The following is a 12550-nucleotide window of genomic DNA, read 5'->3' as shown; positions in this document are numbered from 1 at the left end:
ATGAGCCTAAAAAGTATTAATGAATAAGATAATGGAAAAATTTCTAAGGGCTGAAGAAGCGGTAATAAGGGTCAATGAGGACGAAATATCGTTACAGGAACTTTACGACGATATACCTATAGGAGTTAGGGTAATTATAGTTAGTGAAAAAAATAAGAGGAAAAGAGTCGTAGATTTAGGTTTATTAAGTTTTATTCTTAAAAATTGCAAAGATGGGGAAAAATTCGTTAAAGCATACATAGACCTTTCGAGGTCGTTAAATGACATAAAAGAGGACTTCGGAGTAATTACAGAGTTAGAATACCTTTCTTTATGCCCAGAAGAAAAATTAAAGACGTTAGATAAGGACTTGGTTAGCGTTTTACAAAAGCTTAAAACCCATCTATCGAGGAGAAATAAGGAAAGTCATGAATTATGATGTAGTAGTCGTAGGCGGAGGAATAGGCGGATTAACTACAGCAATAAGGAGCGCTGAACTAGGTAAAAAAGTAGCTATAATAGAAAAGGAAGAGCTAGGGGGAGAATGTTTAAACAGAGCGTGTATACCGTCAAAGACTCTTATAGATGCTGTAAAACTCGTGTATAAAACAAGTAAATCAAACTGGATCAACGGAAAGGTTGAAATTAATTACGATAAGTTAGGTCTGTTCAAAAATGAAATAATTAAAAACGTCAAAGATTCCTTTACTTCAGTCCTATCAAAATACCATATTGACGTAATAAAAGGACAAGCTTCAATAACGAGAGAAGGCGAGATAGAAGTTAACGGGAATACGCTTACCACTGATATGACGGTTATAGCGACGGGCTCAGAACCACTTTCGCTGGCAGATTTCCCACTTAACGGGAGGAATGTAGTAGACCCTTGGACTGCGATGAACTTACCCTCGTTACCTAACGATATAATTATTGTGGGCGGAGGGGTTGCTGGAGTAGAACTTGCTACTCTATTTAGGGCTATGAATAAGGACGTAACTATCATCGAATTAATGCCAAGGTTACTCCCAGTACCCGGAATAGATATAGAAGTTGCTAATGAAGTTAAGAAAAGATTAGAAGAAAAAGGGGTTAAAATATACTTAAATACGAAGTCGAAAATCCTAAAAAGTGAGGACAAAGTAATTTTTACTGCTCAGACGCCTTCTTCTACGGAAGAGGTAAAGGGGGATTTAGCAGTTATAACTATAGGTAGAAAGCCCGTAGTTAACGGTATTGACCTCAAGGCTATAAAAGTGGAGACTGACCAGAGAGGGTATATAAAAGTTGATAGCAGAGCTAGGACGTCTAACCCTAAGGTTTATGCTGTAGGCGATGTAGCTGGAGCACCTCTTTCAGCAACTAAAGCATGGAGACAAGGAGTCGTAGCAGGTGATAATATAGGGGGAAAGAATAACGAAATGCCTAAGTATATACCCTCTTCAATATTTGCCGATTTAGAAATAGGGGTGGTAGGACAGACAGCGGAAGAGCTTAAAAAAGCTGGTGTTGAGGCGAGGGAAATTAAAGTCTTCATGAAGGAGATACCTAGAGCTTGGACTCTTAATGAGCCAGAAGGATTCCTCAAAGTTTATGTAGACTCTACGGGGAAGATCTTAGGTGCTAACATGGTAGGAGAAGGAGCTACGGAAGTCATAAATACACTAGCTCTAGCGATGGAATTATCTCTTAAGTTGAGTGATCTTTACAGAGTACAATTCTCTCACCCCACGATATCTGAGGTTATTACCGAGATATCCCAACGTGGGATTTACGGAGAGATTTATTAACATTATTGACCTTTTGTTATCCCATAGTGAGTGATAAAGAGCTCAAGCAAGTGAGAAAACTTTTCAAGTTTCTCTTTTTAGTCTCGAGAGGGGGTAGTACTAGGATAAAAATAGTAAAATTGTTAGAAACCTCTCCTATGAACGCAAATCAGATAGCTAAGCAACTTTCTATGGATTATAAGACTATTACTCACCATTTAGAAGTTTTAACTGAAAACCAGATAGTATATAAAGAAGGGGATGGCTATGGAGCACTATTTAAATTAACGTCGTTCTACCGCATGTACAGTAACGTCTTAGATGAACTCCTTAAGGAGTCTAAATCCTCTTAAATGTTTAGGCTCAAATCTGAGTATTTGTGAGGAGGAAGAAGACACTACCAGAGCTTATTGCCGATGTTAAGATCACAATTAACAAAATAGACTTTTGGATATCTAGAATAGATAGTAGAGTAAAGAACTTAGAGCAGTTATCCCTATCCAATATAGGGAGATTTCCCTATCTCAGTAAAGAATATATAAAGGAAGCTGACGTGAATAAAAATATAGTTTCAAAACTATTTCAACTTAAAGTAATTCTTGAAATCCTTGAGATAAGACTTGAGACAGTTCTAATCTTGGGTGAACTGAGGGGTTATCTGGCACCTGTATTAGAGGCAGTAAAAATTATAAAAAAGGATATTGGTATGTCGATTGAGTTTACCCCGCTTATAGATGAGATCTTAGACTCATTGATACCAATTATAAACATAGATAAATCCTTTATACCAAACATATCAGAAGAAGCTAATAAAATACTCTTAGAGTCCGAAAATATTGCTAAACAGGAAGTCGATAAAAAATATAAAGTCTCACAAGCGAGTATATAGTGAAAATAGACTATGATAAAACCTATAGTGAGAAAAATTCAATTAACGGGTGGCTCAACATATATCATATCACTTCCTAAAAGCTGGGTAAAGGAACACTCCCTAAAGCCTGGAGACGAAATTGAAATACGACAGGACAAACAACTAAGGCTAATTCTATCACCGAGGAGTAGCGAAGCAGACGAGAGAAAAGAGAAAATAATTACCCTTAACTGTAGTAAGCCCGACCTGTCTTTTGTAATAAGGGAAATTATATCTTATTATATGGCTGGCTATTCCCTAGTTACCGTCTCTTGTAGTAAATTTACAGCAGATGACAGGGAGACAATAAAAGACGTTATAAGAAAAAGGCTCTTAGGAGCTGAGGTTATAGACGAGAACGCTAACAGTTTGATGATACAGTTCCTAGTAAATGAAAAGGACTTATCTTTGACAAAATCAATAAGTAGAGCGTTTAATATCTCTTATAACATGCTGAGGGACTCAATGGACGCGTTATGGGAGGGCGACGAAGAGCTAAGCAAAGAGATCTCTGACAGAGACGATGATGTGGACAGGTTTTACTTTTATACCGTTAGGCAACTGTCACTAGCAGTTGAATACTCGGAGATTTTAGAGAACGAAGGATATAATCTTACCCAGCTCATTAACATATTCTCTGTAGCTAAGTCTATAGAGAGGATCTCTGACCATTCAGTAAGGATATTGCAGCAACTCAGTACCCTGAAAAAGCTTGAAGACAAAAGAGTTTATGACCACGGTAAGACCAGCGCTGAATTTTATAAGACATCCATAAATGCTTTCTTTAACAAAGACGGTAATATAGCACACGATGTTATTAAAAAAGAATATGATTTATTAGGCTCTAACTCGTCCATATCTCAGTCAATTTTATCATCACAAGTCGACCCTAAGAAAACTGGTTCCCTTCTGATAATAATGGATTCACTTAGAAGGGCGATTAGGTACTCTATCGATATAGCTGAGGCTACGATAGACCTACTAGCTAAACAAAACGAACCAACCGCAGAGCTAACTGATTGAACCTAGAATTCTTATATCCTCCTAGTACCTCTTCTAACGTCTTGCTCTTCTTTGTGACCTTGGCTAGCTTCTCTAATTCTTTTTGGTCTTCTATCGTGAACACCCCTCTCCTATAAATCAACAAGGCACATTCATCAGTAGTTACCCCAACTAATAGGTAATTCTTCACAAACAAGTAAGACGCTGTTTCGAGATCCTTATGCGAAAAAATACAGATATTAGGATGAGTATGCGTAGATGAAATTGCTGATGGATGAGGAATTACCACTTTATCCTCTTCTCCTTCAAGGACTATATAGTTCCCGTCGTTCAGCAAAATATTGATAAACTCTATCTCGGTCTCTTTAGTCCTAGAAGCATAACTCCTCATAACAGAGCTAATGAAGCTGATGTAATTCTTTGTAAATTCGTCATAGAGAACTAAGTAGCTTAGCTTCCCCTTCCCTTTCTGACTACCTTCCGCTCCGGACTCCGTATAAAGTTTTTCTAAATCTGTTGTGGGCTCTTCACCAATTTCCTCATGGATTTCTTCTGCCTTATAGATAAGGCCGGCTAGCTTTGCAAGCAATATACTTTGTGCGTTACTTTCTATCTTTTGGAACTTTTTTGCACTCATTTATTTTTGCCTCCTGCTTCTCCTTTATCTCTAGACTTATCCTTTCTGGCTCATTTGACGAATATATACTTCTACCTATTATCTCGAAGTCAGCCCCGTTACATATAGCGTCACCGATTTCAGCACCTTGAAAACCTACACCAGGTGAAATAATTATCTTCTGCGGGAAGTCTGCCCTGACATTCTTAATCATCTCCGGTCTAGTAGCACCAACCACAAAACCCTTAGGATTTACCCTTTCCGCGATATTTTTCAGATAGGGGTAAAAGGAATCATTCCACCCTTTGTGTGACATAGATAATACGAGATAAAGCCCTTTATTTTCTCGAGATAGATATGTCATTAAGGAATCAAGAGCGCCTTCATAGCCTATAAAAGAATGAGATATGAAAGAATCAGAAAGGTCCCTCAATGCGCTTACTATACTAATCATAGTAGAATCTATATCCGCTAGTTTCAAGTCGAATATTACCTCATCCCATTTTAATTTGTATACTTCTCTCAGATAACCTAACCCGCCTTGTAATAGAGTAACATAACTGAATTTTACCCTAGAGATATACTCCCTTATTTTTGTAAGGGTGGAAAGACCTATTACACTATCTAACGCTAAAATAATTCTACTCAATATTACTCACCAAATAGTCCTTAATTACCTTCTTATCGCTTTCGCTAACAAGTTCTGAAGAGAGGAGATAATTGAGTATCTCACTGATCTTGTATACAGAAATAAGCTCCACATCAACGTTCTTTAACCTCTTTGAAGCGCCTTCTTGTCTATCCACTATTGCTAAGGCATAATTCACTATACCGCCAGCTTTCCTCACTTCCTCAATCGCCTTTAATATAGAACCTCCAGTCGTCACTACGTCATCGACAATTATTACTTCTTTATTCTGTACATCAGCTTCAATCAGGCGGTCAGTACCATACCCCTTTTTTTCACTCCTTATGTATCCTAACGGTTTCATGAGTTTACATGCTAAAAAAGACGCAAAAGGCACTCCTCCAGTAGCTATACCTAAAATCATATCAAACTCTATCCCTTTGAGAAGCTGTATAGCTTTATTCGTTACATCACTAAATATTTCCGGATAGTTTGGTAACCTCCTTAAGTCTAGGTAATAAGGGCTTACTTTTCCAGATGTAAGTATGAAATTACCTATTAGAAGCAGTCTTTTTTCTAAAAGATTTTTCGCAAAGTCCATCCCTGATCGGCTAATTATTTAACGTAAAAGACTTTAAATAATCTTCCAAACAACCATTTTCAAGGGCTTTTGTGAAAAATATAATCTCTTCATACGACTTCACGAGGGATGAAATAATCCAAATTTTTGAACTCGCCACAAAGTTTATCAGAGAGCCTCGAAATGAGACGTTAAAAGGTAAGACAATCGCCCTAGCCTTTTTTGAGCCAAGTACAAGGACTTATCTGAGTTTTAATAAAGCTATAATAAACCTAGGGGGCAACGTAGTAGGATTTTCTGGGAGTGAAGGCACTTCTGTAGCCAAAGGAGAAAACTTGGCTGATACTGTTAGGATGCTGGATAATTACTCAGAAGCAATTGTAATCAGGCATAAGTTTGATGGTGCTGCTAAGTTTGCTTCAGAAGTTACAGATAAACCGGTAATAAATGCTGGAGATGGTAAGCATGAACACCCTACGCAAGCGTTAATAGACCTTTTTACGGTATATAAAAACTTTGGGACAATAGACGGATTAACGTTCGGAATTTTAGGAGACCTAAAATACGCTAGGACAGTAAATAGTTTACTGAGAATGCTTACAAGGTTTAAGCCTAAAGGCGTGTACTTAATTTCTCCACCCCAATTAAGGGCTAGAAATGAAATACTAGAAGAATTAAACTATCCTTATAGAGTCACTTCCGATATAATAGATGTAATCGAAGACATAGATGTACTTTACGTCACAAGGATACAGAAAGAGAGGTTCTTAGACGAGCTAGAATACGAGAAGATTAAGGAGAGCTATATTGTAAACCTAGACCTAGTTAAAAAAATGAAAGAAAATAGTATAATACTACATCCTTTACCTAGAGTAAACGAGATTGAAAGGAAAGTAGACAAAACAAAACAAGCAAAATATTTTGAACAAGCATCTTATGGTGTCCCAGTAAGGATGGGGCTACTCTCAAAAATAATGGGTGAGTAAGCGATGGAAGTGAATACAAAAAAAGAACTCTTAGTTAGCAAAATAAGAAATGGGACAGTAATAGACCACATACCAGCAGGGAGGGCGTTAGCAGTATTAAAAGTCCTTAACATCACTGGTGCAGAAGGGCTTAGAGTCGCAATAGTCTTGAACGTAGAGAGCAAAAGAATAGGTAAAAAGGACATAGTAAAAATTGAGGATAAGGAGGTAAACGAAAACGAAGCTAACATAATTACACTAATTGCACCAACCGCAACTATTAACATAATAAGGGATTATGAAGTAGTGGAGAAAAAACAGCTAAAAGTGCCTACGCTTGTAAAGGGAGTCCTCAAATGCCCTAATCCCCACTGTATTACTAACAACGATATTGAAGCAATACCTATATTTAAGACGATTAAGGCAAAACCCCTTGTAATGAGGTGTGAATATTGCGAAATAGAGATAAATGAGAACGACGTATTAAAACAGATCCTCGGTAGCCCACAAGCTAAACCGGTGTAGGTTGATGCCTTTTGGCGAACTAACTTATTCTCAATTAGTCTCTGTACATTTTGACCACGCATACGGAGTGAATAACGTCATTTTGAAATACCCTTATAAACCTGGATTAGGACAGTACATAAGTCTAGTTTTCCCTAGCGAGACTGAAATACCTCTAACTGTAGGGGATTATGAAGAAGATACGAGGAATCTATCATTATATATCGAGAGCGAGAGGATCATTTCAAAGTTAACGGGCAAGAAGTACGTATTAGTAAAAGGACCGCTAGGTAGACCTATTACAATAACAAATATTAAGACTGTATTGGGAGTAATAAAAAATAAGTTTAACTTCCTTGACTTAAGGTACATTTTAAAGGAACTTCGCAAAAGAGGTATAACCGTAAGAGTAGCTTGCCTTGACGGATGTAATATAGAAGGTTTTGAAAACGTTAGAAAACTTGACGATAATTATGACTTGATAATAGCTTCTGTACCTGAGAGTGAAATAACCTCTCTGCCTAAAAAAGCCTTGGTATATGTAAGGTGGGTTAAAATGAACTGTAATTTAGGAGTATGCGGTGAATGCAACTATAAAGGTCTTCTACCTTGCATAGAAGGGCCTTTCGTGGAAGTGAAGGAACTTGTGGATTAAGGGAAATGCCTACTATCTGGGTGAGGTTTCTAACCTCTGCATAAATTTCGATAGAGACATCAAAGATATTAGAAAGTCGTGCAAGCCTGACATAGAGTTTAAACAAGACGAACTTATAGTCCCCGCTTCGATAGATATACACGTCCATGTAAGGGGAGCACAACTATCTTATAAAGAAACCGTAGCCACTGCTACAAGCGAGGCTGTATATGGAGGTGTCGGCACAATATTTGACATGCCTAATACTTTACCACCCGTTAACACTAAACAAAGGGTGATAGAAAGGTTAAGAGAATTCGATTTATACTCTAGAACGGATTTCGGAATATATAGCGGAGTTACTAACGAGTTCACTGAAATAGATCAATTGCCCATAGCAGGTTATAAAATTTTTCCAGAAGATTTAGAGAAAGAAGAGACTAAGGCGATCCTCGAAAATAGTAAAAAGTTGAAAATACTACATCCTGAAATACCTTTAGCCTTAACTGTTGATAGGAGGTTAAGGACTAAATGGATGGAAATGGCTTCGCTGTATCTAGTAAAAGGAAGGGTGCATATAACACACATAACTAGCTTGGATAATTTAAGATTAGCTAAGAGCCTCGGCTTCTCCACGGATATAACACCTCACCATATGTTGGTCGAGGGGGAAAGGGACTGCCTGAGTAAGGTTAACCCACCAATAAGGGACTATAAAACCCGCTTAGAACTACTTCTTATCGGCTTACACGAAACTGATGCATTAGCTAGCGACCACGCCCCACATACTAAGAAAGAAAAGTCAATGCACTATGAATTATGCCCCCCTGGGATAGCTGCTGTTTCCTTCACAACACCTTTCCTTTACAGCTTGGTATTTAAGGGACTCTTAGATATAAACAAGGCTGTAAAGCTCTTGGCTGAAAACCCGGCTAAAATCGTAGGTATTAAATCTGGTTTTATTAAAGAAGGTTTTCCAGCAAACTTTACTGTGATAAAGAGAGAACCATGGAGATATTCAACCAAGTTTAGTAAAGTGACCGAGACACCATTAGACCTTTACCCGTTAGAGGCTAAAATTACTCATGTTATAGTTGAAGGTAAATTAGCTTATGACGGTAAAGACGTTTATCCTATTAAGGGAGTGAACATAATTGGTAAAGGTAGCTAATGTAGAGTTTAAAGACCCGTTCATAATAAGTTCAGGAATTATCCCTCTGGTATCTAAGTTCATAAGTAACGTCTGCGTTAAATACGATATTTCAGGGATAACTACTAAGACCTTGACACTATCTCCATTAGAGCCTCATAGACCGCCAACCGTTATTAAGCTTGAAGAAGGGTGTTATATGAATGCGATAGGCCTCGGCAACCCCGGGATAGAAACGTTAAGGGAATTTCAGGTCAAGGGAGATTGTAATCTAATAATAAGTATTGGTGGAAGCGGTGTGGAGGATATTATGAAATCTGCTGAAAAAATTGAGGATATAAGGAGACAGAATATTAACTTAGGAGAGAAAGTCAAAATACTAGAACTAAACTTGAGTAGCCCTAATAGAAAGGGGTATGGTGAGTCAACCTCAAAGTTTACCCTAGAGATAGTTAAAAACGTGTCTGGGGTTACCTCTCTTCCGGTCTTCGTTAAGTTAGGTCCTTGGGATAATACGATAGAATTAGCTGGGAAAGCTCTAGAAGGAGGCGCTAATGGTCTGACACTTATAAATACTATAAAAGGGCTGGCTATTAGTAAAGAAGAGTTTAAACCTATATTAAGTTATGGGACAGGCGGTATTTCTGGCAAATGTATTCATCCGTTAGCGGTTAGAATAATCCATGATGTATATAAAGAATACAAACCTGAAATAATAGGTATGGGAGGAGTATTCACGTGGGAGGATGCTATAGAATTAATGGCTGTCGGAGCCAAGTTAGTAGGGTTGGGGACTGTAATAATCGATAGAGGTTATCAAGTAATTAATGATATACGTTTAGGTTTTCGGAACTACCTTAAGGAGAAAGGATTAAAGATTGAAGAGGTTATTGGTATAGGAGTGAGAAATTGAATAGAATCCCTATGAAAGGGAGAGATATAGAGTCATTACTCTACATGGGTAAGATTGCTTCAGTAAACGTGGAATATTGCGGTGAATCAAAAAAGGAAGCTAAAGTCGTAGCCAAACTTATAACTGGTGAAGAAGTTGAGACCGAATGTATACCGGTTAGGGCTGCAGGTAAGATAAGTATTGTAATTAAGCATTACCTTAAGATGGGCGTAGATAAATTAATAATTCAAGATATTGATATGAAAGAAATAAGAAACGTAGACACGGAAGGAGGAGAAGAGGATGAAGTTCAGGATAGACAAGATTCCAAAGAGTGAAGACGATATAGCTGAGATCCAGAGAGAGGTTGAAGGTGAGCATCATCATCAGCATGAACATGACGAAGAAGATATAGTAGCCCAGTTACTTTATTCCCTACAAAACTTAGAAAGCAGGATAAACGGACTTCAATTAAGTAATGAACAGTGTAAGAAAGAGATCTCTACAATATACAAACTGTTGAGCAAATTAGTTTTAGCTTCTTTTACTGAAAACAAAGAGGAAAGAATTAAAATTCTCAAAGAAGTCTTAAGCCTCTTAGAATGACCGACGTATTTTCACCAATTCCCATAATTACGGTAAAGCTTTTTGCAATTATAGATCCTTTTTCAGTCCTCCCTTACTTACTAGCAGTATATGAGGAAGCCTCTAAAGAGGAAAAGATAACTTGGAAATTCGTAGTCAATAAAATAACGCTAGCAATAGGGGTCCTCTTAGTATTATTTTCAATAATTGGTAGACCTTTACTAGATTTTTTAGGTATTTCTCCTCAAGCCTTAGAAATAGCTGGGGGTATTTTACTTGTTTACTTAGGAATAGACACTATGGGTGGGTTTCAACAGTTAAGGTTTATCAGAAAGCTTGAAGAGGCACTAATAACTCCCATAGCCACGCCATTACTCGTTGGTCCGGGTACTATGACGGCATTAGTAACTCTTTCAGTTTCGTACAGTCCTTTTACGTTAATTATTAGTAGTGTAGTGGTCACAATTTTAGTATACCTATCTTTGCTAGTTGGGCCATTAATAGTGAAAGCTTTAGGAGAAACTGGGACAGTTGCCGCGGGTAGGTTTACAGCTATCATTATAGCGGCGTTTGGAATACAGTTAATACTTGCCGGTATATCTCAGCTTAAGTTTGTATGACAAACCCTTATTAAAATGAAAATTTTTTAACGGGCAAATTATTATAATCTTGAACTTCATGTCTGATAGAAAACGTGTTGAAATTGACACAGTAGATAGGAAATTGTTAATTGAATTATTAAAAGACTCAAGAGTAAGCCTAAGAAAACTAGCTGAAGAGATGAATGTATCACCTGCAACACTTCATAATAGGCTTTTCAGGCTCGTTCAAGAAGGAGTAATCAAAGGTTTTACCGCGTTAATTGACTATTCTAAGCTAGGTTACTCCCTTACAAGCATAATAATGGCTAAAGTAGACGGGAAACACTTAGTGGAATTTGAAAGGGAAATAGCTAATTTAGATAATGTAATCCTGGTCTATGATATAGTAGGAGAGTATGATGTCGCTATTGTGGCTAAATTTAGAAATGTAGAAGACCTAGATAATTTCTTGAAAAGCTTGTTAAAGAACCCCAAGGTAGAAAGAACGCACACCAGTATAGTATTAAACGTGGTTAAAGAAGATCCTAGAATTAAAATCGTCTAGTTTTTTATATCTTTCTTACTGTGAAATTCCCGTAGATTATACTTCATTATAATCCTGTTTTATAAAGGAGTTAACCTAGGATCAGCCAACATGAGCAAAAGCCTTTTATACACTTTCTAGGCTTTACTAGAATATATGGTGACCAATTAATGCAGTTCTGTCCTAAATGTGGTGGAGTACTAGTACCGACCAAGAAGGATGGTAAGGAGGTATTAAAATGCAACAAATGCGGATACGAAAAGGAGCTAAGCGAGAAAGCTAAGAAGGAATATAGTGTAAAAGAGAAGATAGATAAAAACAATAAAGTACTTACAACATCACTTGTAAGCGATAAAGGGGAAAGGAAACTTGAAGAGGATCAACTAGAGCAAGAAAGAGAAGAATATTATAAGGAAATAGGGCTAGAACTGCTTAGGGAGGAATTTGAAGAGAGTGAAGAATCAGAAGAGGAGTAGTTAAACTAGGAATCTCCTAATCTTCTCCGCATAGTCTCTCATCTCAGCTTCGTCCTTATATCTGGTCCTATCTTCTATTGTGTCGATCTTAATCTTATCACCGTGATACCGCGGGACTACATGAAAATGTATATGAAAAACACGTTGACCTGCGGCTTCATCGTTATTTTGGACTATATTAACTCCGTCTGCCCCTAATTTTTTTATTGCAATTGCAACTTTTTTCACCACCACTATTAGTTTTTCTAACTCTTCCTCAGGGATTTCATAGATATTATCATAATGTTTCTTACTTATAACTAGTGTATGACCTTTATGAATCGGGTTTATATCTAGAAATGCAATCACATTTTCATCTTCATAAACTTTCTGCGATTTCAATTCGCCTTTTACTATTTTACAGAATACACAAGAGTCCATTGTTTTCCCCGACATTAAAGTTAAAGCTTTAATCCCTATAAGTGTTAAAGGAAGTACCATGAAGATATCTAACGTCGAAAGTAAATACATTGTAAAAATAGGAAGAGAGGAAATACTAGTTCAACAAGCTAGAAATGAAAGAGGAGAAAAGATATATATTTTCCAGACGTTAAAAAATATAAAATTAGAAGAAGGAGAGGAATGGAATGAGGATTTATCTAACGTTCAGACAGTAGATTCAAGAGATAAACTACCAGATGACGTTAAAAGAGTCCTTAGAAATGTGCTTAAATGATATTTAAAGGAGTCTTTATAAAT

The 12550-nt window shown here is 37.1% G+C and carries 20 protein-coding genes; 16 read left to right on the top strand and 4 right to left on the bottom strand.

Annotated features, from left to right (window positions below):
* Positions 1-19: 19 nt before the first annotated feature.
* From KN1_RS13245 to KN1_RS13225, 5 genes are read left to right on the top strand one after another with little or no spacing between them, the layout of a single operon-like run.
* Positions 20-418 carry a hypothetical protein gene (locus KN1_RS13245; protein ID WP_221288118.1) on the top strand — a complete coding sequence of 133 codons (399 nt, stop codon included), beginning with the start codon at positions 20-22 and terminating at the stop codon, positions 416-418.
* Positions 408-1766, top strand: coding sequence for a dihydrolipoyl dehydrogenase family protein (locus KN1_RS13240; protein ID WP_221288116.1), 1359 nt, complete (start codon positions 408-410; stop codon positions 1764-1766). The genes KN1_RS13245 and KN1_RS13240 overlap by 11 nt, the downstream gene beginning before the upstream one ends.
* Positions 1767-1792: 26 nt before the next feature.
* Positions 1793-2098: a winged helix-turn-helix domain-containing protein gene (locus tag KN1_RS13235; RefSeq protein WP_221288114.1), complete on the top strand. Its 306-nt coding sequence runs from the start codon at positions 1793-1795 to the stop codon at positions 2096-2098.
* 26 nt (positions 2099-2124) lie between these two features.
* Entirely contained in the window at positions 2125-2634 is a 510-nt protein-coding gene (gene cdvB3, locus KN1_RS13230; protein ID WP_221288112.1) for a cell division protein CdvB3, read from the top strand.
* Between the two features lie 12 nt (positions 2635-2646).
* Positions 2647-3678 (top strand): phosphate signaling complex PhoU family protein, encoded by a 1032-nt coding sequence (locus KN1_RS13225; protein ID WP_221288110.1) that lies wholly within the window; start codon positions 2647-2649, stop codon positions 3676-3678.
* Here the strand turns inward: KN1_RS13225 and KN1_RS14850 are convergent.
* Genes KN1_RS14850 through pyrE form a run of 3 tightly spaced genes read right to left on the bottom strand, consistent with a single transcriptional unit; the run spans position 3641 to position 5502 of the window.
* Positions 3641-4294 carry a hypothetical protein gene (locus KN1_RS14850; protein WP_225905707.1) on the bottom strand — a complete coding sequence of 218 codons (654 nt, stop codon included), beginning with the start codon at positions 4292-4294 and terminating at the stop codon, positions 3641-3643. The genes KN1_RS13225 and KN1_RS14850 overlap by 38 nt on opposite strands.
* Positions 4260-4922, bottom strand: coding sequence for an orotidine 5'-phosphate decarboxylase (locus KN1_RS13215; RefSeq protein ID WP_225905706.1), 663 nt, complete (start codon positions 4920-4922; stop codon positions 4260-4262). The genes KN1_RS14850 and KN1_RS13215 overlap by 35 nt, the downstream gene beginning before the upstream one ends.
* Positions 4915-5502, bottom strand: coding sequence for an orotate phosphoribosyltransferase (gene pyrE / locus KN1_RS13210; protein WP_221288108.1), 588 nt, complete (start codon positions 5500-5502; stop codon positions 4915-4917). The genes KN1_RS13215 and pyrE overlap by 8 nt, the downstream gene beginning before the upstream one ends.
* A 71-nt stretch (positions 5503-5573) precedes the next feature.
* On the opposite strand from pyrE, the gene pyrB reads away from it, so the two are divergent.
* From pyrB to KN1_RS13160, 10 genes are all read left to right on the top strand, one after another.
* The gene (gene pyrB, locus KN1_RS13205) at positions 5574-6467 is read left to right on the top strand and encodes an aspartate carbamoyltransferase (RefSeq protein ID WP_221288106.1); all 894 of its coding nucleotides are present in this window, start codon (positions 5574-5576) and stop codon (positions 6465-6467) included.
* Positions 6468-6470: 3 nt separating this feature from the next.
* Positions 6471-6971: an aspartate carbamoyltransferase regulatory subunit gene (gene pyrI, locus KN1_RS13200; RefSeq protein WP_221288104.1), complete on the top strand. Its 501-nt coding sequence runs from the start codon at positions 6471-6473 to the stop codon at positions 6969-6971.
* 4 nt (positions 6972-6975) lie between these two features.
* Positions 6976-7605 carry a hypothetical protein gene (locus tag KN1_RS13195; RefSeq protein ID WP_221288102.1) on the top strand — a complete coding sequence of 210 codons (630 nt, stop codon included), beginning with the start codon at positions 6976-6978 and terminating at the stop codon, positions 7603-7605.
* On the top strand, positions 7595-8755 hold the full coding sequence (gene pyrC, locus KN1_RS13190) for a dihydroorotase (RefSeq protein WP_221288100.1): 1161 nt from the start codon (positions 7595-7597) through the stop codon (positions 8753-8755). Before KN1_RS13195 ends, pyrC begins: the two co-directional genes overlap by 11 nt.
* Positions 8739-9647 (top strand): dihydroorotate dehydrogenase PyrD, encoded by a 909-nt coding sequence (pyrD, locus tag KN1_RS13185; RefSeq protein ID WP_221288098.1) that lies wholly within the window; start codon positions 8739-8741, stop codon positions 9645-9647. The genes pyrC and pyrD overlap by 17 nt, the downstream gene beginning before the upstream one ends.
* A complete protein-coding gene (locus KN1_RS13180) occupies positions 9644-9964 on the top strand; it encodes a hypothetical protein (protein ID WP_221288096.1) in 321 nt (106 codons plus the stop codon). The genes pyrD and KN1_RS13180 overlap by 4 nt, the downstream gene beginning before the upstream one ends.
* Positions 9930-10232: a hypothetical protein gene (locus KN1_RS13175; protein WP_221288094.1), complete on the top strand. Its 303-nt coding sequence runs from the start codon at positions 9930-9932 to the stop codon at positions 10230-10232. Before KN1_RS13180 ends, KN1_RS13175 begins: the two co-directional genes overlap by 35 nt.
* Positions 10229-10831 carry a MarC family protein gene (locus KN1_RS13170; RefSeq protein WP_221288092.1) on the top strand — a complete coding sequence of 201 codons (603 nt, stop codon included), beginning with the start codon at positions 10229-10231 and terminating at the stop codon, positions 10829-10831. The genes KN1_RS13175 and KN1_RS13170 overlap by 4 nt, the downstream gene beginning before the upstream one ends.
* A 58-nt stretch (positions 10832-10889) precedes the next feature.
* Positions 10890-11357 (top strand): Lrp/AsnC family transcriptional regulator, encoded by a 468-nt coding sequence (locus KN1_RS13165; RefSeq protein WP_221288090.1) that lies wholly within the window; start codon positions 10890-10892, stop codon positions 11355-11357.
* A gap of 149 nt (positions 11358-11506) precedes the next feature.
* A complete protein-coding gene (locus tag KN1_RS13160; RefSeq protein WP_221288088.1) occupies positions 11507-11812 on the top strand; it encodes an RPA12/RPB9/RPC11 RNA polymerase family protein in 306 nt (101 codons plus the stop codon).
* Here the strand turns inward: KN1_RS13160 and KN1_RS13155 are convergent, their stop codons facing one another.
* Complete coding sequence (locus tag KN1_RS13155) at positions 11813-12232, bottom strand: HIT family protein (protein WP_221288086.1); 420 nt, start codon at positions 12230-12232, stop codon at positions 11813-11815. It abuts the gene before it with no gap.
* A gap of 58 nt (positions 12233-12290) precedes the next feature.
* Here KN1_RS13155 and KN1_RS13150 point away from each other — a divergent pair, with 58 nt between their 5' ends.
* A complete protein-coding gene (locus tag KN1_RS13150; RefSeq protein WP_221288084.1) occupies positions 12291-12527 on the top strand; it encodes a hypothetical protein in 237 nt (78 codons plus the stop codon).
* Positions 12528-12550 lie beyond the last annotated feature (23 nt).

The sequence above is a fragment of the Stygiolobus caldivivus genome, from assembly GCF_019704315.1.
GTDB lineage: Archaea > Thermoproteota > Thermoprotei_A > Sulfolobales > Sulfolobaceae > Stygiolobus > Stygiolobus caldivivus.
This window is presented reverse-complemented; position numbering and strand designations above follow the sequence as displayed.